The sequence below is a fragment of the Tsukamurella paurometabola DSM 20162 genome (assembly GCF_000092225.1).
Taxonomy (GTDB): Bacteria; Actinomycetota; Actinomycetes; order Mycobacteriales; family Mycobacteriaceae; genus Tsukamurella; species Tsukamurella paurometabola.
This window is the reverse complement of sequence record NC_014158.1, coordinates 1,325,514-1,347,878: the sequence shown is the minus strand read 5'-3', so window position 1 is coordinate 1,347,878 and position 22,365 is coordinate 1,325,514. Positions and strand designations below refer to the sequence as shown.

Below are 22,365 nucleotides of genomic sequence, written 5' to 3'. Positions count from 1 at the left end.
ACCTTGACTAGAGGTTAATGCATACCGCCGCGAAGCCGACAGGTCATTACCTCTTGCGACCCGCGCGGAACCGCTGCTTGCCGCCGGACGGTCGGCCCGTGGGGGCTCCCGGGTCGACCTCCAGGTTGATCAACTGGCCGGAGATACGCGTGCGCTCGAGGGCGTCGAAGACCTCGCGCGGCAGGTCGTCGGGCAGCTCGACGATGCTGTGGTCGGGCCGGATACTGATGTGCCCGAAATCGCTGCGTCGCAGCCCGCCCTCGTTCGCGATGGCACCGACGATGGCCGAGGGGGTGGCGTGCTGACGCTTGCCCACGGCGATCCGGTACGGCGCCATCGGCCGGCCGGTCTTGCGATGCACCGACGGCTCGCGGTCCCGGTCACGGTCCCGCCGACCCCTGCCGCGGTCGTCGCGATCACCGAAATCACGATCCTTGCGGTCGCGGGAATTGCGCTCGCGCTCGGGCGGATCGGGCTGCAGGAGGAAGGAGGAGCCATCGCGCGATTGGAGCGCCAGAGCGGCGGCCAAGTCGACCAGCGGCACGTCGTTGGCACCCACGTAGTCCTCGATCAGGCGGCGGAACATCTGCAGGTGATCATTGGAGAGGTTCTCGGTGATCGACTCGCCGAACTTCTCCACGCGGTGCGCGTTGACGTCTTCGACCGAGGGCAGCCCGATCTCCGTGAGTGGCTGCCGGGTCGCCTTCTCGATCGCGCGCAGCAGGTGCCGCTCGCGCGGCGTCACGAACAGCAGCGCATCGCCCTTGCGGCCGGCGCGACCGGTGCGGCCGATGCGGTGCACGTAGGACTCGGTGTCGTGCGGGATGTCGTAGTTCACGACGTGGCTGATCCGCTCGACGTCGAGGCCGCGGGCGGCGACATCGGTCGCGACGAGGATGTCGACCTTGCCGTCCTTGAGCTGGCCGATGGTGCGCTCACGCTGGGCCTGCACGATGTCACCGTTGATCGCGGCGGCGGCGTGCCCGCGGGCGCGCAGCTTCTCGGCGAGTTCCTCGGTGGCCGACTTGGTGCGGACGAAGATGATCATCCCGTCGAACTCCTCCACCTCCAGCAGGCGGGTGAGAGCGTCGAGCTTGCGCTGATGCGCGACCTGGAGGTAGCGCTGAGTGATGTTGGAGCCGGTCGCGGTCTTGGCCTTGACGCTGATCTCGACCGGATCATGCAGGTACTTCTTGGCGATCTTGCGGATCGCGGGCGGCATGGTGGCCGAGAAGAGAGCCACCTGCTTGAACTCCGGGGTGTCGGCGAGGATGCGCTCGACATCCTCCTGGAACCCCATGGTGAGCATCTCGTCGGCCTCGTCGAGCACGAGGAACTCGAGGTTCGACAGGTCGAGCGTGCCCTTCTCGAGGTGGTCGATCACGCGCCCCGGGGTGCCGACGATGATCTGCGCGCCGCGGCGCAGGCCGGACAGCTGCACGCCGTAGCTCTGGCCGCCGTAGATCGGCAGCACGGTGATGTTCGGCATGTGCACGGCGTACTTGCCGAAGGCCTCGGAGACCTGGAGCGCGAGCTCGCGGGTGGGTGCGAGGACCAGGGCCTGCGGTGTGCGGCTCTCGCCGTCGATCTTGGACAGCACGGGCACGGCGAACGCCGCGGTCTTGCCGGTACCGGTCTGCGCGAGACCCACGACGTCGTTGCCGGCCAGCAGCGGCGGAATGGTGGCGGCCTGGATGGGTGACGGATTCTCGTAGCCGACCTCGGCGAGTGCACGCAGCACCCGCTCGTCGATCCCGAGATCCAGGAATGTGACGGGTTCGTTCTCGTTGCCGGCCTGCTCGTCGGTGGCGGTGACGGCGGTGGTGGTGCTCTCGGCACCGAATTCTTCAGACATTATTTCCCCAGCATATGTGCTATGCACCGGTCACGCGAAACACAAGCGGAATCGGACATCCTCCGATAGGTTATGGTCACATCCCTATCGGCTTCCAGGAGGAGCACTTGCGCATCGAGGCCACGGCCCCCACCCGCACCCATGCCCCGTCGGACAACCTGACCACCAGGATCCGCACGCTCACGGAGTCGGCCCCCGGAACGGAACTGTTCCTGCGCCCGGACGGTTCGGCGTGGGTTCCGGTGACGGCGGCGCAGTTCAATGAGCAGATCACCGCGATCGGCAAGGGCCTGATGGCCCGCGGCGTGGGCAACGGCACCCGCGTCGCCCTGATGAGCCCGACCCGGTACGAATGGGCCGCCCTCGACTTCGCGAACTGGGCCGTCGGCGGGTCGACGGTAGCGGTGTACGAGTCGAATTCGGCCGCGCAGGTCGAGCACATCCTCACCGACTCCGCGTCGATCGCGCTCATTACCGACACCCGCGGCACCGCGGACCGCATCGCCTCGGGCGTACCCGACGGCGTGCCGGTGTGGGTGATCGACGAGGGGCTGATCGACCAGCTCCGCGCCGACGGGGCCGGCGTCACCGATGCCGACTACGCGGACCGAGTGTCCGCCGTGACTGCGCAGGCCGAGGCCACCCTGGTGTACACATCGGGCACCACGGGCAAGCCGAAGGGCGTGGTGCTCACCCACGAGAACCTGCTTTCCGAGTACGACGCCATTTACGACGGCCTGAGCCAGATGGCGCAACCGGGCGACAGCACGGTGATGTTCCTGCCGCTGGCGCACATCTTCGCCCGTGCCGTTTCCGTGGCCGCCGTCCAGCACGGCATCCGGGTGGCGCACACGGCCGACCTGAGCAATCTCACCGGACTGTTCGCCGAGCTGAAGCCGAGCTACATCCTCAGCGTGCCGCGCGTGTTCGAGAAGGTCTACAACACGATGAGCAGCAAGGCGGAGGAGGGCGGCAAGGGGAAGATCTTCCATGCCGCCGTCGAGACCGCGATCGAGTTCAGCAAGGCGAAGGACACCGGCGGAGCCGGGCTGGTACTCAAACTCAAGCACGCGGTCTTCGACAAGCTGGTGTACTCCAAACTCCGCGAAGCATTGGGCGGGAACTGCACCTGCGCGGTCTCGGGCGGCGCGCCGCTCGGCGCGCGCCTGGGCCACTTCTTCCGCGGCGCGGGCGTTCCGGTCTACGAGGGCTACGGCCTCTCCGAGACCAGCGCGGCGATCACCTGCAACTCCCCCTCCGATCAGAAGGTGGGCACGGTCGGCCGTCCCCTGCCCGGACAGGAGGTGGCGATCGCCGAGGACGGCGAGATCCTGCTCCGCGGCCCCGTCGTTTTCGGTGGCTACTGGGGACTTCCCGAGGCCACCGCCGACGCCCTGCGGGACGGGTGGTTCCACACCGGTGACCTCGGGGCACTCGACGCCGATGGCTACCTGTCGATCACCGGTCGCAAGAAGGAGATCCTGGTGACCGCGGCGGGCAAGAACGTGGCACCGGCGCAGACCGAGGACGCCCTGCGCCAGCACCCGCTGGTCTCGCAGGCGATGCTCGTGGGCGATAAGCAGCCCTTCGTGGGCGCGTTGATCACCCTGGATCCCGAGGCGCTGCCGGGCTGGCTGTCCGCGCGCGGCCTGCCTGAGATGTCACTGGCGGATGCCGCCGCGAACGAGACCCTGCTGGCCGAGATCGGTTCGGCGGTCGCGACCGCGAACTCGTTGGTGTCCAACGCCGAACAGGTGAAGAAGTGGAAGGTACTGACCACCGACTTCACGATCGACGGCGGTGAGTTGACGCCCACGCTCAAGGTGAAGCGCAATGTCGTGATGGACAAGCACGCCGACGACGTGGACGCCATCTACAGCTGACCTCGTACCGCGCACGATCACGGCGCCGGCCCGGTTGTTCGACGGGTCGGCGCCGTTCTCTCCAGACGCGTGAGCTGGGCATCGATGCCTTCGCGACCGATCCGCGGGGATCTGCGACAGACGGTTCACCGGGAGGTCAAGGAGTCAGCCGCGGGCGTTCATCACCGTTCGCTACTGATGAAGTTCCCTCCCCGTCCCGCAGAGAGAACCTCCCCATGACAGGCACCACCCCCGCACGTCGACCGCGAACCGTCAGACGCTTCTCGCTCGGCCTCCTCGCCGCCGCCTTCATCGCCCTCTTCACAGTCGCGACGGCCACCGCCGGCACGACGAATCTGCGCGTCCTGCAGATGAATACGTGGCTCAGCGGAGCCCAGGTGAAGGACGGCGAGAAGCTGCTCGCCGACCAGATCCAGCGCGCGCAGCCCGACGTCGTGATCCTCGCCGAGGCACAAACCGCCACACAGAACGTGACCAAACGGCTCAACCAGAACGGCACGCAGTACTACTCGACGCCGCCGTCCGGCAAGAGCACCGGCATCCTCTCGAAGTATCCCATCGAGTCGACCGAGGAACTGCCCAGCGGCTATGCGACCAAGGCCATCATCAATGTCGACGGCACCCGAGTGGCCGTGTACGCACTGCATCTGAACTACAAGGCCTACTCCGCCTTCCTGCCGCGTGGATACAACGGCGCCTCCGCCGAGTACCCCGGCTGGGGCCAGATCCCGTCAGGCCCCGTGACGGATGTGAACAAGCTGCTCTCGGTCAATGCCGAGTCGGGGCGGCCCGCGGTGATCGCCAAGGTCATCGCCGACGCCGGGCTCGAAGCGGCGAAGGGCCGGCAGATCCTGCTCGGCGGCGACTTCAACGAGCCGTCGAACCTGGATTGGACCGCGGCCACCAAGAACAAGTTCGATCACAACGGCGCGATAGTCCCCTGGCAGACCACGAAGCTGCTACAGGACGCCGGCTTCGCCGATTCCTACCGGACCAGGTATCCGAACCCGGCGACCCATCCCGGGTTCACCTGGTCGGCCGGGAATCCCTTGGCGCCGATCAGCAAACTGGACTGGTCGCCCAAGGCCGATGGCCGCGACCGGATCGACTATCTGTTCATCAAGCCGACCTCGTCGTTCCAGCTCAAGGACATCGGCCTGCTGGGACCGAACACATCGGTCGTCCGGGGCAAGATCGTGGCCGACGGTACTGCGGACAACTTCCTGGACACCACGTCGCCGTCCGCATCCGACCACCGCTATCTCCTCGCGAACTACACCCTCACGACCGGCTCACCGGCCACCCCGACGAGTACGAAGGCCGCCACCCCTGCACCCGCGGGCACCACGATCTCGGGAATTGAAGAGGAGCGCGAGGGCACCGCACCGACCGGCGACCGGTCGCCGCGTCCTCCGCGGCCTGCTCCTTCGCCCCCGGTCTCGGCCCCGGTTACCTTCAGCTTCTCCAATCCGCCTACCGCGACCGGCCCGCGACCGGCTGAGGACACGCGCGCACCAGCCAGCGCCGCGGCCTCGGCCCCAGCAGAGAGCGGATCGAAGACACCCGCCAGCACGTCCACGGCGTCGTCATCGCAATCGTCGGACGGAGCGGCGGCACGGCCGGCCGAGTCGACCTCGTCATCGAGCACGTCGGCGGGATCGAGCAGCTCGGCGGGATCGAGCAGCTCAGCAGGATCGAGCAGCTCGGCAGGATCGAGCAGCTCGGCAGGATCGTCCAGCGATCAGACGACGAGCACGTCGGCGAACTGACGTTCACGACGCACGTCGCCCGGGCCGCGATCGCGGCCCGGGCGAGCGCGCGCCCACGAGATCGACGCGGTCTACGGCTACCCGTCCCCGCATGCGGTAGTTCACTGAACCTTCATTCTGACAACTGTGGTTGTTCACTCTGCGGGGATACGAGTTGATGACTTGCAATTCCACAACTCCGAGCGCACGAAAGAGTGTTCCATGCCCCGAGCAATCCCATCGCCCCCGGCGAGATCGGTCCGGCGCCTCGCGCTCGGCGCTCTCACCGCGGCCTTCATCGCCCTCTTCACGATCGCGACGGCGACCGCAGGAACGCTGAACGTCCGCGTCCTCCAGATGAACACCTGGAACAACGGGCAATCCGTGAAGGGCGGCGAGAAGCTGCTCCTCGAGGAGATTCAGCGCGTGCAGCCCGATATCGTCATCCTCTCGGAGGCGGGAACGGTGACGCAGAGCCTGGCCACGAGCCTGAACCAGAACGGCACCACGTACTACAGCACGCTGAAGACGCGGGACTCCGGGATCCTCTCGAAGTACCCGATCGAGTCGTCGGCGGACCTGGCCGACGGGCGCGCCACCAAGGCGATCATCAACGTGGACGGCACCTCGTTCGCGGTGTACTCCCTGCACCTGAATCCGTCCGTCTACGCCCCGTACCTGCCGCGCGGGTACAACGGCGATTCGTCCGAATACCGCGGGTGGGATCAGATCACCACCGGTCCGGTGACCGATACCGACACGGTGCTCGCGGTGAACGCCGAATCCGGCCGGCCCGCCGCGGTGGCACGGGTCATCGCCGACGCCGCTGCCGAGGCCGCGAAGGGCCGCCAGATCCTGCTGGGCGGCGACTTCAATGAGCCCTCGAACCTCGATTGGACCGCGGCCACTAAGAACACGTTCGATCACAACGGCGCCGTGATCCCCTGGCAGTCGACCCAACAGCTCCAGGACGCCGGTTATCTCGACGCCTACCGCACCAAGTACCCGGACCCGGTCACGCACCCGGGAATCACCTGGGCCGTGGGGAACCCGCTGGCATCCATCGGCGACCTGGACTGGACCCCGAAGGCGGACGGGCGCGACCGTCTCGACTTCCTGTTCACCAAGTCGGGTCAAAAGCTCACGCTCAAGGACATCGGGCTCCTCGGCCCGAACACGTCCGTCGCGAACGGCACGATCGTGCCCGACGGCACCGCGGACAACTTCCTGGATCCGACGAGGCCGTTCGCCTCTGATCACCGACACCTGCTGGCCGATTACACCCTGACCACCGACAAGCAGGTCATCACGCCGCAACCTCCCGCGGACACGACCGGCCTCGAGGCGCGCCGGGCGGTGGCAGAGGCTCTCGCCGCGGCCGCGACGATCCCGGTCCGGATCGCGTTGACGCTCGTAGAGGCCGCCCAGCAGCTGTACGCGACCGTGCGCGACTTCGTGACGGCCGTGCCCGCCGCCCTCTTCGGCGGCGACCGAAGCACTGCGCCGACGCTGTCGGCTCCGACCGTCGGCGACTCGGGACGGTCCACATCCGAGGCACCGGATGCCGGCACCGTGCGGTCCGTGGCAGACACTCGGACCCCGGGCCCGGCGTCCGCCACCCCGGATGACACGGACGGTCCGACACCGACCGCGACCTCGGCAACGACCACCACACCGTCGCCGGCCGCGAGCACGACGCCGACCGCGAGCACCGCATCGTCACCGACGACGAAGACGACTCCCGCCGTCGCACCGGCACCCGCGGCCGAGTCGACGGCGACCCCGACACCCGCCGATTCCACTGCATCGCCGGAGAAGTCGGGGACCACGGACTCGGGCTCGACCCGCGCCACGAGTGCGGAATCGGGCACCGCGACGGCCGACGATCCGAAGGCCCCGTCGACCGACGCGTAACCCCGGACGACGAAACCGCCCCGGCCTGCGGCCGGGGCGGTTTCGCATAGGCGTCGGTTCGCTACAGGTCGAATTGCTCCCGAATCTCGTCGGAGTTCTTCTTCTCGAAGTAGAACGAGGCGAACGGGATCGTGCCGGCGAGCAGGGTGAGCAGGAAGCGCGGTGCGGGCCAGCGCACCTTCATTCCGAGGTCGAGAGTGAACAGCAGATAGATCACGTAACCCCAGCCGTGCACGGCACCGATGTACCAGAGCCACTCCGGCGCAGGGAGATCCCAGATCGCGGCGATCACGTATTTGTAGATGAGCTCGGCACACAGGATGAGCAGGAAGACGCCGGTGAAGTTCGCCATGAAGCGATAGCGGCCGAGCGCGCCCTTGACCTGATCGCGGCGTTTCGCCGCGAGCTGGTCGGCGGTCGGGGTGGGAGCGTCGGTCACTGCTTCTCCTTGACGGTGTCGGTCCGGGGTGCGTCGTTCGCCGCGAGTTCGGCGAGGAGGCGGTTGTATTCGGCGTGCGCCGGGTCGTCCGGCGCGCTCTCGTCGGGCGACGGTGCGGCGCGCCGGCTGGGCAGAAAGCCCTCGGGGATCGCGGTCATGGACCCGGCGCCCCGGTCCACCGGCGCCGGTCGCGCGGCAGCGGCGTCGGCCTGCGCAGCGGGCTCGGCGGCGGCCTCGTCGGCAGCGAGCCGCTCCTGGAGCTCCGCTTCGTCTTCCAATTGCACGAACCGGCGGTAGCCCCACAGGAACGCGAGCGCGAACAGCGGCCACTGCAAGGCGTATCCGAGATTGCGGGCGCTGCCGGCGGTGGACTCGAACCGGCCCCACTGCCACCACCCGAGGGCGAGGCATGCCGCCGCCGCGACCACCACGAACACGATGAGTGCTGGGCGATGGCGACGGCGTTTCACCCCTCCGACGGTACCGGTTCGGGCGCCGGACACCGAAGACAGGTATCGTGACCTGCGCCGCAGCGGATGCGCTGCGTACGCGCCCGTGGCGGAATTGGCAGACGCGCTGGATTTAGGTTCCAGTACCTCAGGGTGTGGGAGTTCAAGTCTCCCCGGGCGCACTCATCAAGGCCTCTCCCCGGGTACCGCAGCGGATACACCACCCGTTCTGATTGCAATCGCATCCATTCATGCAACCAGGTATTGATATTGCGCGAATTCAGTGGATTGCGGCGCGTCGGCGCCGCAATAGCGAGCAGCTGAGAACGTCTACATTTCTTTCAGGTTCCACCCCCTGTGAACTCGCTGAAAAGGCTGCGAATACCTCCAAACCTGCCGCCAAACGCGTGACGCTGCGACACTTGACGCCTGGGTGTACTTGCAATAGCAGCATATTTACGGCGTTCAAAAATACCGTTTCACTGCCACGCAATCCTCACGAGCAAACCTATATCCAGCGACAACCTCTGTAGCCAGCATCGTCCTGCCGACGGCCGGCCCGGTTCGATTTCGCTACTGCGAGGTAACTATGAAGCGTTTCGAAATACCCAATTAACCGGACTAACCGGTAAGTCAAAGTTTTTAAGAGAACGCTGAATAAAACGTGTACAAACTCGTTCTTCGTCCACTAACGTCAGCGACGCAGACGCGAAGAAGACGCTCTGCTTTCCCACTCGGAGGTCCCCATGGCTCGTCATTCAGGTTCCACCGCTTTGACGCGTTCTACCCGTCATCTCACTGCCGTGGCGGGCGCGCTGGCTGCAACCGCCGCGCTCACCACCGGCACCGCGGGTACGGCCGCTGCCGCCACTACCAATCCCCTCGATCCGGCGAACCTCGCCAACCAGCCGGCCGCCGTGCTGCTGGGCCTGGCCCCCGCCGCACCGGGCGTGATTCCGCTCGTGGTCATCCCCGCTACGTCGGCGCAGATCGCGCAGGGCGTCCAGACGTGGAACGGCATCCCGATCGTCGGCTCGTTGTTCCCCGCTACCAGTTCGTCCTCGAGCGGTCTCGGTGCCGTCCCCCACGGCCCGACCGGTTGGACCGGACTGGGCGCCGTGCAGAACGTGGGCATCAGTGCCCCGCTCGGGCTCGGCGGCCTGAGCAACTCCTTCTACGGAGGTGTCACCTTCCCCGCCAGCAGCCTGCCCGCGATTCTCACCGCGATCTCCACCGGCAATCTGGCACCCCTCTCGACCGCCGATCTCGGCAGCGTGATCGGCAACGCCACGGCGATCAACGGACCGCTCGGCAGCTCGCTGAGCCTCGATGCGTGGCTGAGTTCGGTGCGGCAGAACGGCGTCACCACCGTCTCGCCCAACATCAAGGTCGGCGCGGTCGCTCCGCTGGGACTGGGCAATGCGCTCTTCACCTTCTCCCCCGGCGGACTGATCTACGGCAACGGCACCGTCGGACTCGCGGGCCCGACCCTCGGCCTGAACCTGTCCGCTCTGGGCTTCGGCGGCAACATCAACCTCGGACTCGGCAGCATCGCGGTCGGACCGAACGGCCTGGTCATCACCACCCCGACGCTCGGCGGCGGCCTGACCACCCCGATCGGTTCGGCCAATGTCGGCCTCACCGCGGGCACCATCACCGCGGGCCTGAACGGCATCGGCGCCACCATCCCGGTTCTGAGCGGCTCCGTGACCACCCCGATCGGTGCCGTCACGGGCGCGGTCGGCGGCGGCGGGGCGAGCGTCGGCCCGAACGGCGTCGCCGTGACCGGCCCGTCGGCGACCGGCGCCGTCACCACCCCGATCGCGAGCGGCACCGCGACCGTCAACACCGGTGCGGTCTCCGTCGGCCCGAACGGCGCCTCGGTGACCACCCCGTCCGGATCCGCGTCCGTCACCACGCCGGTGGCCAGCGGCAATGTCTCGGTCACCCCGGGCACCGCCACCGTCACCCCCGGCGGTGCCACGGTGACCGGACCGACCGTCGGCGGCGGCGTCACCACCCCCGCCGGCAGCGCGTCCGGCTCGGTGAACACCGGCAGCGGCAGCGTGACCCCCGGCGGCGCGACGGTGACCGGCCCGTCCGGTACCGGCACGGTGACCGCACCGAACGGTGCGAGCACCACCGTCACGGGCAGCACCGGCTCCGCCTCGGTGACCCCGAGCGGCACCTCGGTGACGCCGGGCAGCGTTTCGGTGACCACCACGCCGGGCACCTCGAGCTCCTCCTCGTCGAGCAGCTCGAGCACGTCGAGCAAGGACTCCGCATCGGATTCCTCCTCCAGCTCGTCGAGCTCGTCCTCGTCGGAGGTCTCGAGCGGCAAGGACGCGGCCTGATCCAAGGCCCGTACGACAGCGACCGCCCCGCACATTCCGTGCGGGGCGGTCGTCTCGTCTGTGCCGGGTTACTGAACCGTGTCGTCGGGCGAAGGAGTGGTGAAGCCCTGCGCAGGCTCGACCGCCCCGACTCCGTCCACCTCGCGCAGAGCCGCGATCTTGGTGGGATCGACTTCGCCCGTCACCACACCGAGGTTCCGGAGCACCTGATCCACCCGCAAGCCGGTGGCGCGCACCGCCTCGACGGTGGAATCGAGCGCATCATGCGCGCAGCTCAGGGTAACGGTGACCGGGGTCATGAATCGACGATAGCGCTGTCGCCGCCGGTGCGGGCGAGTCCGCTGCCCACGTCCACCGAGGCGCCGTCGAGCCGCTGCGCCGAGCGGGTCAGCCGGGCCCACAGGTCCTGTCCACGCAGACCGGTGGTCTGCGCGGACACGGCGGCGATACCGGCCACGTGCGGTGTGGCCATACTGGTGCCGCTGATCGTGTTGTACCGCTGCGGCAGCAACCAGGACGAGTAGACGTCGACCCCGGGCGCCGCGATGTCGACCTGCCCGCCCGCGACCGGGTTGCTGGTAGCAGAGAAGGGAGCGACCGCGAGGTCCTGGTCGACGGCGGCCACCGCCATGATCGACGGGCTGTTCGCGGGCACCCCGACGAAGCCCCTGTCGCCCGGGCGCCGGGCGTTATTGCCCGCCGCGGCCACGATGAGCGTGCCCGCGGCGAGCGCCGCGGCACCGGCCCGCTCGTACGCGGCCGACACCTGCCGCACATCGGCGCCGAGCGACATGGAGATCACCTGGCAGCCCTCGCCGAGGGCCCAGTCGATTCCGGCGAGGATTCCGGTATCGGATCCGGTCCCGTTGTTCGCCAACACCTTCCCCACGTACACCTGTGAGGCGAACGCGACACCGTAGCGGCGTCCACCGCCGGGCGGCAGCTTCGGTCCGCAGGCGGTCCCCACGCAGTGAGTGCCGTGGCCGTGCGCATCAGCGGCGTCCTCACCGGGTACGAACGAGCGCGTGACAACACCGCGACCGGCGAAATCCGGGTGGCCGAGCGTGAATCCGGTATCGAGCACCGCCACCTTGATCCCCTCGCCACCTGCGGGTTCCGTGGTCGCCCCGACCGCCTGCAGCCCCCAGGTGAATTCGGAGGTGTCGGCGAACCGCGCCGCTGCACCGGTCGGCGCAGTGTCGGCGACACCGAGCCGCCGGGTCAGATCGGCGACGCCGTCACGATAGCCGGCCACGTAGTCCTGGGAGCCCACGCCGAGCGGGCGGTGTTCGAGCTCGGGCTCCACGGAGAGCACCTCCGACGGGGCGCCCTGCAACGACACGAGCTGATCGGGATCGGCTTGTACCACCGCAATACCCAATCGGTCGAAGACGATCGCACCTGCCCCCGCCAGATCGCTCTCCGATCCCGCCTCGGCCGAGCGGAGCACATCGGAGACGCCCATGACGCGGCGCAGCACACCCGAGTACTCGTTCGCGCCCGGTGGGAACACCAGCACGTACCGTCCGGTCTCGTCGGGCACACCGTCGATGGCGATCACATGTCCTCCTCGTCCCGGCGCCGCGATCGGTGGACCACACCGCGGCGAACTCTTAGATCCGCGTACAACATCGACAGTACCCGCGGAACGCGCCGCCGGCCGGGCTCGTCGTCAGTCCACGCAGGGGATCTGGCCGCCGCGCAAGGTCGTACCCGCATCCGGCGTGGGGCCCGCGGCGGCGGTGGTCGGGGACGCTAGCCGCGTCGCAGCGGCGCCCGGGCCCGATGAATACCCCACCTGGCTCGGAGAGTTCGCGTCGGAGGTGGGCGCGGTGGTGGTCTCCTCGTCGGCCGGCGCGGGCACCGATTGACCGAAGGCTTTCTGCACCTGGGCCCGGATCGCCTTGGGATCCACGATGTTCACCGCCTGCTCGTCGATCGTGTCGTATCCGAGCACCGGCAGTGTGGTGAATGTGAGTGCAGTGCCGGCGATCTTGCCCGCCTGCTTCGCGAACTGCTCCAGATCCCAGCCGCTGGAGATCACCACGTCCTTCTGCGCCACCGAGATCAACGACTGCAATTTCCGCACGTCACCGAACACACCCTGATTCTGCAGCTGCATCATCACTCCGGCGATGAACGCCTGTTGCCGGTGGGTACGGTCGAGATCGCCATCGGCGAGCCCGTGCCGCTGCCGCACGAAGGACAGCGATTGTGCGGCGTTGAGCTTCTGGCGTCCGGCGGGGAAGGCCGCGCCCGAATAGCTGTCACGCACGGGCTTGTTCAGGCACACCTCGACACCGCCGAGCGTCTTGGCGAGGTCGTAGAAGCCGACGAGGCTGACCTCGGCGAAGTGGTCGATCGGCACGCCCACGAGCCGCTCGACGGTAGCGAGGGTGGCCGCGCGGGCGGATTCGCGGCTCTTCGCCTCGAGCTCCTTGCGGTCGGTGACGCCCTGCGCGGCGAGCTGGTCCTGAACCTCGGCCTTACGCAGACCGTAGGCCTCCTTGATCTTGCCCTTGCTGCGCGATTTCACTCCGACCAGAGTCACGTAATCGTCGCGCGGAATGGAGAACGCCACCACCTTCTTCCCGTCCGCGGGCACATGCATCAGGATCAGGGTGTTGGTGTTGTAGCCGCCGTTGCTGCTGTCGCCTGCGTGCAGCTGCTTGAGCACGTCATCGGGGAGGTCGTTGCCGTCCTGATCCTTACGGGTGTCCAGACCCATCAGCAGGATGTTGCGGTCGCCGCCGGTGGACTGGGCCACCTTCGCCTCGGCGAGGGCTCCCGAGAGGTTGAACCCCCCGATCACCAGATTGGTACTCCACCAGAGGGTTCCGGTGACAGCGAGCACGACCATCGAGAGCAGCGCGATAGCCACGCGGCCACCACGGAAACTCGACGATCTGCGATTCACGGGTCGACGCTACACCGGACCGGGGCCCTACTCGGGGACGCGCGCCGCAAGCTCCCGAAGTGGTTCGACGAGCTGTGCCAGAGCCCGGGCCCGATGGCTGACCGCGTTCTTCTCCTCCGGGGTCAGTTCGGCGGCGGTCCGCTCGGATCCCTCGGGCAGGAACACCGGGTCGTAGCCGAAGCCGCCATCGCCGTGCGACTCCCGCAGGAGCGAGCCGCGCCAGGTACCGCGCACGGTCGTCTCGCCCGCTGCACCGGCACCGTGGACCAGTGCACAGGCGGAGACGAACTCGGCCCCGCGACGCTGATCGGGCACGTCCGACGTCTGGGCGAGCAGGAGCGCGGTATTCGCGGGATCGTCGCCGTGTACACCGGACCACCGGGCCGATAGCACTCCCGGCATACCGTTGAGCGCATCGACACAAATACCGGAATCGTCAGCGAGACAGGGTAGCCCGGTCTGCTCGTAGCCCTGCCTCGCCTTGATGAGGGCATTGCCCTCGAAGGTCGGGGCGTCCTCGGGCAGCTCCGCGAAGTGGGGCACCTCGTCGAGGCCCACGATCTCCAGCCCGATGATGCCGGCGTCAGCGACAACCTGCCGTAGCTCACGCAACTTCTTGGCGTTGCGCGAGGCCAGCAGCAGCCTCGTCACTGCCCGAACTTCTTCTTCGGCTCGCCCTCGGTCTCGGGCAGGACGCCCGGGTACGGCGCCGCCAGCGCTTGCTTCTGCACGGCGAACAGCTTCTCGGTACCCGACAGCGCGGAATCGAGCATCCAGTCCAGGGTGGTGCGGGCGAAGGTCGCGCCCTCGCCGGTGCCCTGCACCTCGACCAGGGTTCCGGTGTCCGTGGCCACCACGTTCATATCGACCTCGGCGCGCGAATCCTCCTCGTACGGCAGGTCGAGTCGGACCCGGCCGTCGACAACGCCCACCGACACGGCGGCGATCGCGCACGAGATCGGCTGGGGATCGGTCAGTTTTCCTGCGGCCCCCAGGTAGGTGACGGCATCGCACAGCGCCACGTAGGCCCCGGTGATCGACGCGGTGCGAGTACCGCCGTCGGCCTGCAGCACATCGCAGTCGATGGCGATGGTGTTCTCCCCCAGGGCGGCCAGGTCGATGCAGGCGCGCAACGAGCGGCCGATCAGCCGGGAGATCTCGTGGGTGCGGCCCCCGACCTTGCCCTTGGTGGACTCACGGCGGCTGCGCTCGTGCGTGGCACCGGGAAGCATCGCGTATTCGGCGGTGAGCCAGCCCTGGCCTGAGCCACGCCGCCATCCCGGAACGCCCAGCTCGACGCTCGCGGTGCACAGCACCTTGGTGTTACCGAATTCCACGAGGACCGAACCCGCCGGGTTCTGCGTGAACCCCCGGGTGATGGTCACGGGGCGGAGTTCGTCGTCGGCTCGGCCGTCTGCGCGTCTGCTCACTCCCCCACCCTATCGCCCGTCCGGGACGGCGCTCTACAGGTCGAAGACGTCGCCGCCGTTGACCGCATCGACGGGGCCGTCGTACACCGATGTGGCCTCCTCGACGACCGCTTCCCGGGACGTCCACGGCGGGATGTGTGTGAGCAACAGCCTGCCCACTCCCGCCGCCTGCGCGGCCTCGCCCGCCTCGATGCCCGAGAGGTGCACGCCGAGCGGCCGATTGCCGGGGTCGTGGGTCCAACTGGCCTCGGCCAGAAGTACATCGGCCCCACGAGCGAGTTCGACCAGATTGTCGCAAGCACCGGTATCGCCCGTAGGCGAGCACCCGGCCGCTCGGCGCGGTGATCCGCAGACCGAAGGACTCAGGCGGGTGGTACATCCGGAACGGACGCGCCGTGAATCCGCCGACCGCGATGTCCTGTCCCTCGACCCAGGAACCGAAATCGAAGGTGTCCGTGATGTCGTCGAACAGCGACGCGGTCTCGGCCGAGGCGCGGCCGATCCGCTCCGGGGTATCGGACGGGCCCAGCAGCCGGGCGCGACCGCTCGCCGGCGTCGGGTGGTAGCGCCGCCACACCAACAGCGAGGGGAGGTCGAGGCAGTGGTCCGCATGCAGGTGCGACAGCATCACCGTCGCGGTGTTGGGATCGACGCGCTGTTGGAGCTCACCGAGGACACCGGGCCCGAAATCCATCACCACGGGGTCATGCCCGTCCACCTGCAGGAGGTAGCCGGAACAGGCCGCCTGCGGACCGCCGACGCTGCCCGAACACCCGAGGATGGTGAGTCGCATGCCGCTCATCGTGCCAGATGCAGGATCGTCACGAGGCAATCGAGCCGACCTCACGGGATTTGCCGGACCGCACCGCCCCACGGGACCGGCGACCCAGCCAGACGGCCGCGAGGACGCCGCCGACCGCTCCCCACAGGTGCGCCTGCCACGAGATCCCCGGATCGCCGGGGAAGACGCCCCACAGCATGCCGCCGTACACCACCAGCAGCGCGAGTCCGACCACGACGTCGATGACCTTGCGAGAGAAGAGGCCACGTGCCACGAGGTAGGTCATCCAGCCGAAGATCACCCCGGACAGGCCGACCACGAGCGTGTTGGTACCACCGGTGAGCCATACACCGACTCCCGAGACCAGCCAGATCAGCGCGGTGGCTGCGACGAACCGGGCGGCGCCTGCCACCAGACCGACGAAGCCGAGCACCAGTGCGGGAACGGAGTTGGCCGCGAGGTGCTCCCAGCCACCGTGCAGCAGGGGCGCGAAGGCGATGCCGCGCAGGCCCTCCTCCTGGCGCGGGCGGATGCCCCACTGATCGAGCGCGTTGTTCAACAGGGTGTCGACGCCCTCGAGCACCCACAGCAGCGCCACGAAGGCGACGATCGCGGCCGCGGCGCGGCCCACGCGGCGTCCGGCGAGCCACCCCGGTCCGGAGCGCGCGGGCGTCCCGTCGTTGGTCGACAGCGTCACGGTGGGCCTCCTTAGCCTTACACCCCGGGCCTACGCCCAGAGCTGGCCCTCCAGGGCCTCCTCGGCATCTTCCACGCTACCGTCGTATGCACCGGTCGACAGATACTTCCATCCGGCATCGGCCACCACGAAGGCGATATCCGCCCGGTCTTTCGAGGTCAGCGCCTTGTTGGCGATCCCGAGAGCGGCGTGCAGGACACCGCCGGTGGAGACTCCGGCGAAGATCCCCTCGTGGTCGATGAGCTGGCGCATGCGGCGCACCGCGTCGTAGGCCCCCACCGAGAACCGACGGGTGAGAACCGACTCGTCGTAGAGCTCGGGGACGAATCCCTCGTCCAGGTTGCGCAGCCCGTAGACCAGTTCGCCGTACCTCGGCTCAGCGGCCACGATCTGCACGCCGGGCACGTGCTCGCGCAGGTATCGCCCGGTGCCCATGAGGGTGCCGGTGGTGCCCAGGCCCGCGACGAAGTGGGTGATCTCCGGCAGATCGGCGAGCAGTTCCGGGCCGGTGCCCTCGTAGTGCGCGCGGGCGTTGGCGGGGTTGCCGTACTGGTAGAGCATCACCCAGTCGGGGTGCTCCGCGGCGAGTGCCTTCGCATCGGCGACGGCGCGGTTGGAGCCGCCCTCGGCGGGTGAGCCGATGATGTCGGCGCCGTACATCATCAGCAGCTGGCGACGCTCGGCCGACGTGTTCTCCGGCATCACGCACACCAACCGGTACCCCTTGAGCTTCGCGGCCATGGCCAAGCTGATGCCGGTGTTGCCCGAGGTGGGTTCGAGGATGGTGTCCCCCGGTCGCAGCCGCCCGTCGGCCTCGGCCTCCTCGATCATCCGCAGCGCCGGGCGGTCCTTGATCGAGCCGGTGGGATTGCGGTCCTCGAGCTTGGCCCACAGTCGCACGTGCGGCACCGCCTCACCCTCCGGGCCCGCGCCGTCGTCCCAGCGCGGCGACAGGCGGGGCAGCCCGACCAAGGGCGTGCCGCCGAGCGAATCCAGCAGCGAGTCGAACCTGGCCACTATCCGCCTATCCGCCCGCCACCGCGGGCAACACCGTGACGGTGCCGCCGTCGGCGACAGGGGTGTCGAGGCCGCCGGTGAACCGCACATCCTCGTCGTCGACGTAGACGTTGACGAACCGGTGCAGCTTTCCGTCGTCGACCAGGCGGTCCTTGAGTCCGGGGTGCCGCGACTCGAGATCGTCGATGACGGCGCCCAGCGTGCCGCCGTCGGCGGGGACTCGCTTCTCACCGCCGGTGTGCGGCCGCAGGATGGTGGGGATGGATACGGTGACGGACATCAGGCCTCCAGGATGTGGACGGTTTCTTCGGTGACGGAGCCGCTCGCGATCCGGTAACTACGCACCTCGGCGGCCTCGGGATCGCGGGTCGAGATCAGCACGTAGTGCGCGTTCGGCTCGGACGCGAAACTCACGTCGGTGCGCGACGGATAGGCCTCGGTGGCGGTGTGCGAGTGGTAGATCACCACCGGTTCCTCATCGCGGGCTTCCATCTCACGCCAGACCGCAAGCTGTTCGCCGGAGTCGAAGCGGTAGAAGGTGGGCGAGCGTTCGGCATTGAGCATCTCGATGAAGCGCTCGGGACGATCGGAGCCCTCGGGGCCGGCGATCACCCCGCAGGCCTCGTCGGGGTGGTCGCGGCGGGCATGCTCGATCATCTTCGCCACGAGGTCGCGACGGATCGTCAGGCCGTTCTGCTCGGTCACGTCCAGCTCAACTCCCGCCGCCCGCGCCCTATTCCGGTTCGCGGTCCAGCATCACGGAGACCAAGACGTCGAGCAGGGCCGACAACCAGTGGTAGACGTCCACGTGGCCGGCCTTGGCCGGATCTTCGGACGAGGGCCCGTCGGGCAGGTCGGCAGTGATTCCCAGCAGCGCGCCGAGCGCGAGCCGCAGGTCGTTGATACAGGTGAGCCAGTCTTGCGCTTCGGCCTCGGTGAGGGTGACGGTGCCGGCGCGGTCGGGCAGGGTGGCGAGCACGGTCTGAGCGGCCGCGCGTTTGGCATCGATGACCTCGGGCTCGTTGAGCGAACGCAACGCGGCATTGAGGTCGTGGGCGAACTCGCCCGACGGCGCGTCGACCGCTCCCGGCGCATCGGCACCGGGCCGGTAGAAGTCGGGCAGCAGGCGCCTCAGGACGCCCTCGTCGGGCGGCTCCGAATGACCGGTGCGCAGGCCGGTGAGTTCGGCGAGTTCATCGTGGGGGGCGCAATCCTCGCGTTCGTCGAGGAGCTCGATCAGGGACCCGACCAGCGAGCGGACGAGTCCGACCTCTTCCGGCTCCATCTTCGAGACGAAGCGGACGTCGCCGCGTACGCCCCGCTTGGCCTGCCAGTTACGCACTCAGCTGTCGCGCTGCATCGTCGCCCACAGGCCGGCCGCATGCAGCTTGCGGACGTCGCCCTCCACCTTGTCGCGGTCGCCCGTGGAGACCACGGCCTTACCCTCGGTGTGCACCTGCATCATGAGCTCCTTGGCCTTGGAGGTGCTGTATCCGAACACCTTCCGGAAGACGAAGGTGACGTACGACATCAGGTTCACCGGATCGTCCCAGACCACGGTGACCCACGGCTTGTCGATCGCCCGGTCGGTCTCCCGCTCCAGCGTGGCGGCCGAACCGGGTTGCCCGCTGACGCCCGGGGAGCCCGGTGCGGCTGCGCTGCTGTCGGTCATGGTTCTAGGGTACCCAGTGTGACCGTGGATGACACAGCCCGTTCGAAGAACACCCTGTCCGATTCGAGCGGGCGCGCTCCGGGTAGCTCGGCGTTGCTGACCGACCAGTACGAGCTCACCATGCTCGCGGCGGCGCTGCGCGACGGAACCGCGCATCGTCCGTGCGTGTTCGAGGTCTTCGCGCGGCGGCTGCCCGCGGGCCGTCGGTACGGCGTGGTGGCGGGGACCGCCCGCGTGCTCGAGGCGCTGCAACGATTCCGGTTCGGGCCCGCCGAGCTCGCGGTGGCCGAGCGGTTCCTCGACGCCGATACGCTGGCGTGGCTCCGCGATTTCCGGTTCACCGGCGAGATCGACGGCTACCGCGAGGGTGAGTTGTACTTCCCCGGCTCCCCGATCCTCACCGTGCGCGCGAGCTTCGCGGAGGGCGTGATCCTGGAGACGCTGATCCTGTCGATCCTCAACCACGACAGCGCGATCGCCTCCGCGGCGGCCCGCATGGTCTCGGCGGCCGCCGGCCGCCCGCTGATCGAGATGGGATCGCGGCGCACCCACGAACAGGCGGCGGTCGCCGCGGCTCGCGCCGCCTACTTGGCCGGGTTCACCACCACCTCGAACATGGAGGCGGCCCGCACCTACGGCGTCCCGTCGGGCGGTACGGCGGCGCACGCGTTCACCCTGCTGCACACCGGCCCGGACGGTCCCGACGAAGAGGCCGCGTTCGCCGCCCAGGTGGCCGCGCAGGGCCCGGGCACCACGCTGCTGGTGGACACCTACGACATCACCGAAGGTGTGAACCGCGCGGTCCGTGCCGCGGGTCCGGAACTGGGCGGCGTACGGATCGACTCGGGCGACCTGGGCATCATCACCCGGCAGGTGCGCACGCAGCTCGACGAACTGGGCGCCCGGAACACCAAAATCGTGGTCTCCGGCGATCTGGACGAGTACGCGATCGGCGCGCTGCGCGCCGAGCCGATCGACGTCTACGGTGTGGGCACTTCGGTGGTCACCGGCTCGGGCGCGCCGACCGCGGGCATGGTCTACAAGCTGGTGCAGGTGGACGGTATCCCGGTGGCCAAGCGGAGCTCGCACAAGGAGACTGTCGGCGGCGAGAAGCGGTCCCTGCGGCTGGCTCGGAGCACCGGCACGATCGTCGAGGAGGTGCCGTACCCGGCCGGATCGATGCCGGCGGTGCCCGCACACTTGACAGCGACCGAACTGCAGATCCCGCTGGTCCGCGGCGGCGACACGGTTCCGGGCCTCCCGGGCCTGGAGCAGGCCCGGACGCACCTGCAGAGGGCGATGGTGACGCTGCCGTGGGAGGGCCTGGGCCTCTCGCACGGCGAGCCCGCGATCGCCACCCGGTTCGACGCACAGGCGCGCCGATGAACACCGGGGGCGCCGGCGAGCGCAGCGATGCCCTCATCGTCGTGGACGTGCAGAACGACTTCTGCGAGGGTGGTTCGCTCGCGGTAACGGGTGGTGCGCAGGTGGCCCGACGCATCCACGACGATCTGCTGGAGCGCTACCCGACGATCGTCGCGACGCGGGACTGGCACATCGATCCCGGAGCGCATTTCTCGGCGACACCCGACTTCGTGGACTCATGGCCCGTGCACTGCCGAGCGCGCACCGAGGGCGCACAATTCCACCCGAATCTGCGTCTTCCGCTGCGAGTCCCGGTGTTCAGTAAGGGGGCGTACTCGGCCGCCTATTCGGGTTTCGAAGCGCACGACCCCGACGGGGCATCACTCGCGGAATGGCTTGTTGCACATAACATATCGTCCATCGATGTGGTCGGGATCGCCACCGACTACTGCGTACGCGCCACAGCCCTCGACGCCCGGGCGGCAGGGCTGGCGGTTCGCGTACTCGGCGACTACACCGCGGGCGTGGCGCAGGAGTCCACCCGCGCTGCGCTCGCCGAGTTCTCGGCCGCGGGCATCACCGTGGCGTGACTCGGGCACGGCAGAGCCGCGGCGAAGTCACCGGACCGGGGCCGCCGGCTCGTTGCGGCGCAGCCAGGTAGCGATCTGCTGTTCACCGCGGTCGGTTGCCCAGCGTCGCACGACGGGAGATAACCGGGCGGCGAACTGCACCGGAGCATGCCGCGCCCACGTCACCGCGACAGCCCACGGCAGATCCATGGGGATGCCGAGGTCGCGAGTGCCCCATGGGCCCGCGAAGACGGTCTCGAGGCTACCGAGGTAGCGCTGGTGGACCTTCCTACGAATCCCCTGCAGGACCGGGTAGTTGTGCCGGCCCCAGTTGCCGTAGAGAGCGCGCCCGAGCACGGCGCTGTCGGCGTCGGGGCCCGGGGAGTACTGGCCCACCTGGACCATCCGGCGGCGTCCCTCCCCTTCGGTGGCGGGCAGGACGTGGTCGTCGATGCCGAGAAGCCATCCGACGTAGCGCCACAGAGACATCACGTCGCGCCCTTCCGCGGCCGACACCGGCATGCCGAGCGCCCGCACCGCGACGAGGAACGAGGTGGAGAACAGGCCCAACGTGCCCAGTTGATCGGACTGGTTGATCGGTACTCCCCATTTCGCCCGGTCCCAGTCGGCGCGGCGGGTGAGCGTCGTATTGGCGAGCCCGTGGATCACGCGGACCTTGACCGCCGCCCGCCACGCGGTGTGATGTGGGCGGATCGCGTCTCCGGGCGCGATGATCCGAGCCCACCACTGCGTGGTCTCGTGAATTCGGGCGTCGACGCCCTCGACGAGTCGGCCGGTGGCAACGAGTTGCCGCGTCGTGGCCGACGTCGTGTATCCGGTCATGAGCGACGCGGTCGCGAGGACATCGAGACCGAGCGTGCCTGCGCGACGGCACACCGCGGCGCCGCGGGCGCAGGCGTCGAAGTCCACCCAGTCTGGCGTCTGAGCGACCACGTCGAGAAGCTCGCGCAGCGCGGGGACCTCGGTGCGTCCGGTTTCGAGCGCGGCGTCCAGATCAGCCATCGAGAAAGCGTGCTCATCGATCATGGCCCGGGCCATCCGGTTACCCAGGTCATCGCCGCGGTCGACCGCGCGACGCGCCCATTCGATCTCGTCGGAAGTGAAGGGACGCCGGTCGCGCTGGAGGATGCGGAGCGGCAGAACGGTGCGGGCGGCCCAGGCCGGGTCGCGGTCGAAGCGCTCCGGCGTCGTGACGGCCGGGGTGTTGCTCTGTGCCGTGGTCATGATGCGAGCCTAGAACATTTTGGCCACGGT

General features: G+C 68.6%; 21 protein-coding genes, 1 tRNA gene and 1 pseudogene. 7 read left to right on the top strand and 16 right to left on the bottom strand.

What is annotated here, in order from left to right; translation table 11 throughout:
* Positions 1-46: 46 nt before the first annotated feature.
* The gene (locus TPAU_RS06540; RefSeq protein WP_013125972.1) at positions 47-1,855 is read right to left on the bottom strand and encodes a DEAD/DEAH box helicase; all 1,809 of its coding nucleotides are present in this window, start codon (positions 1,853-1,855) and stop codon (positions 47-49) included.
* A 107-nt stretch (positions 1,856-1,962) separates the two neighbouring features.
* On the opposite strand from TPAU_RS06540, the gene TPAU_RS06535 reads away from it, so the two are divergent.
* From TPAU_RS06535 to TPAU_RS21830, 3 genes are all read left to right on the top strand, one after another.
* Positions 1,963-3,738: an AMP-dependent synthetase/ligase gene (locus TPAU_RS06535; protein WP_013125971.1), complete on the top strand. Its 1,776-nt coding sequence runs from the start codon at positions 1,963-1,965 to the stop codon at positions 3,736-3,738.
* Between the two features lie 215 nt (positions 3,739-3,953).
* The gene (locus TPAU_RS06530; RefSeq protein WP_013125970.1) at positions 3,954-5,507 is read left to right on the top strand and encodes an endonuclease/exonuclease/phosphatase family protein; all 1,554 of its coding nucleotides are present in this window, start codon (positions 3,954-3,956) and stop codon (positions 5,505-5,507) included.
* Between the two features lie 201 nt (positions 5,508-5,708).
* Positions 5,709-7,400: an endonuclease/exonuclease/phosphatase family protein gene (locus tag TPAU_RS21830; protein ID WP_013125969.1), complete on the top strand. Its 1,692-nt coding sequence runs from the start codon at positions 5,709-5,711 to the stop codon at positions 7,398-7,400.
* Between the two features lie 61 nt (positions 7,401-7,461).
* Here the strand turns inward: TPAU_RS21830 and TPAU_RS06520 are convergent, their stop codons facing one another.
* Positions 7,462-7,839 carry a DUF3817 domain-containing protein gene (locus TPAU_RS06520; RefSeq protein WP_013125968.1) on the bottom strand — a complete coding sequence of 126 codons (378 nt, stop codon included), beginning with the start codon at positions 7,837-7,839 and terminating at the stop codon, positions 7,462-7,464.
* On the bottom strand, positions 7,836-8,309 hold the full coding sequence (locus TPAU_RS06515; RefSeq protein WP_049825950.1) for a hypothetical protein: 474 nt from the start codon (positions 8,307-8,309) through the stop codon (positions 7,836-7,838). The genes TPAU_RS06520 and TPAU_RS06515 overlap by 4 nt, the downstream gene beginning before the upstream one ends.
* A gap of 79 nt (positions 8,310-8,388) precedes the next feature.
* Between TPAU_RS06515 and TPAU_RS06510 the strand changes: the two genes are divergently transcribed.
* Positions 8,389-8,470: transfer RNA gene (locus TPAU_RS06510), tRNA-Leu, on the top strand.
* A gap of 591 nt (positions 8,471-9,061) precedes the next feature.
* A complete protein-coding gene (locus TPAU_RS22680) occupies positions 9,062-10,642 on the top strand; it encodes a RodZ family helix-turn-helix domain-containing protein (RefSeq protein ID WP_147291064.1) in 1,581 nt (526 codons plus the stop codon).
* 68 nt (positions 10,643-10,710) lie between these two features.
* Here TPAU_RS22680 and TPAU_RS06500 read toward each other — a convergent pair whose 3' ends face one another.
* From TPAU_RS06500 to clpS, 12 genes and pseudogenes are all read right to left on the bottom strand, one after another.
* A complete protein-coding gene (locus TPAU_RS06500) occupies positions 10,711-10,941 on the bottom strand; it encodes a hypothetical protein (protein ID WP_013125965.1) in 231 nt (76 codons plus the stop codon).
* Positions 10,938-12,203 carry a S8 family serine peptidase gene (locus TPAU_RS06495; protein ID WP_013125964.1) on the bottom strand — a complete coding sequence of 422 codons (1,266 nt, stop codon included), beginning with the start codon at positions 12,201-12,203 and terminating at the stop codon, positions 10,938-10,940. Before TPAU_RS06495 ends, TPAU_RS06500 begins: the two co-directional genes overlap by 4 nt.
* A 111-nt stretch (positions 12,204-12,314) precedes the next feature.
* Positions 12,315-13,502 (bottom strand): LCP family protein, encoded by a 1,188-nt coding sequence (locus tag TPAU_RS06490; protein ID WP_049825949.1) that lies wholly within the window; start codon positions 13,500-13,502, stop codon positions 12,315-12,317.
* Between the two features lie 84 nt (positions 13,503-13,586).
* Positions 13,587-14,210: a non-canonical purine NTP pyrophosphatase gene (locus TPAU_RS06485; RefSeq protein ID WP_013125962.1), complete on the bottom strand. Its 624-nt coding sequence runs from the start codon at positions 14,208-14,210 to the stop codon at positions 13,587-13,589.
* Positions 14,207-14,989: a ribonuclease PH gene (gene rph, locus TPAU_RS06480; protein WP_013125961.1), complete on the bottom strand. Its 783-nt coding sequence runs from the start codon at positions 14,987-14,989 to the stop codon at positions 14,207-14,209. Before rph ends, TPAU_RS06485 begins: the two co-directional genes overlap by 4 nt.
* A 33-nt stretch (positions 14,990-15,022) precedes the next feature.
* Positions 15,023-15,782 (bottom strand): annotated as a pseudogene (locus tag TPAU_RS06475) (cyclic nucleotide-degrading phosphodiesterase).
* Positions 15,783-15,810: 28 nt separating this feature from the next.
* Entirely contained in the window at positions 15,811-16,467 is a 657-nt protein-coding gene (locus TPAU_RS06470) for a rhomboid family intramembrane serine protease (protein WP_013125960.1), read from the bottom strand.
* A 30-nt stretch (positions 16,468-16,497) separates the two neighbouring features.
* Complete coding sequence (locus TPAU_RS06465; protein ID WP_013125959.1) at positions 16,498-17,484, bottom strand: PLP-dependent cysteine synthase family protein; 987 nt, start codon at positions 17,482-17,484, stop codon at positions 16,498-16,500.
* A gap of 7 nt (positions 17,485-17,491) precedes the next feature.
* Positions 17,492-17,764, bottom strand: coding sequence for a MoaD/ThiS family protein (locus tag TPAU_RS06460; protein ID WP_013125958.1), 273 nt, complete (start codon positions 17,762-17,764; stop codon positions 17,492-17,494).
* Entirely contained in the window at positions 17,764-18,189 is a 426-nt protein-coding gene (locus TPAU_RS06455) for a M67 family metallopeptidase (protein WP_013125957.1), read from the bottom strand. The genes TPAU_RS06460 and TPAU_RS06455 overlap by 1 nt, the downstream gene beginning before the upstream one ends.
* A gap of 28 nt (positions 18,190-18,217) precedes the next feature.
* Positions 18,218-18,826: a DUF2017 domain-containing protein gene (locus tag TPAU_RS06450; RefSeq protein ID WP_013125956.1), complete on the bottom strand. Its 609-nt coding sequence runs from the start codon at positions 18,824-18,826 to the stop codon at positions 18,218-18,220.
* Positions 18,827-19,156, bottom strand: a complete 330-nt coding sequence (gene clpS, locus TPAU_RS06445; protein ID WP_013125955.1) for an ATP-dependent Clp protease adapter ClpS — start codon at positions 19,154-19,156, stop codon at positions 18,827-18,829.
* 24 nt (positions 19,157-19,180) lie between these two features.
* On the opposite strand from clpS, the gene TPAU_RS06440 reads away from it, so the two are divergent.
* Entirely contained in the window at positions 19,181-20,542 is a 1,362-nt protein-coding gene (locus tag TPAU_RS06440) for a nicotinate phosphoribosyltransferase (RefSeq protein WP_425358566.1), read from the top strand.
* On the top strand, positions 20,539-21,111 hold the full coding sequence (locus TPAU_RS06435; RefSeq protein WP_013125953.1) for an isochorismatase family protein: 573 nt from the start codon (positions 20,539-20,541) through the stop codon (positions 21,109-21,111). Before TPAU_RS06440 ends, TPAU_RS06435 begins: the two co-directional genes overlap by 4 nt.
* 27 nt (positions 21,112-21,138) lie before the next feature.
* On the opposite strand, the gene TPAU_RS06430 is transcribed toward TPAU_RS06435, so the two are convergent.
* The gene (locus TPAU_RS06430) at positions 21,139-22,335 is read right to left on the bottom strand and encodes an oxygenase MpaB family protein (protein WP_013125952.1); all 1,197 of its coding nucleotides are present in this window, start codon (positions 22,333-22,335) and stop codon (positions 21,139-21,141) included.
* Positions 22,336-22,365 lie beyond the last annotated feature (30 nt).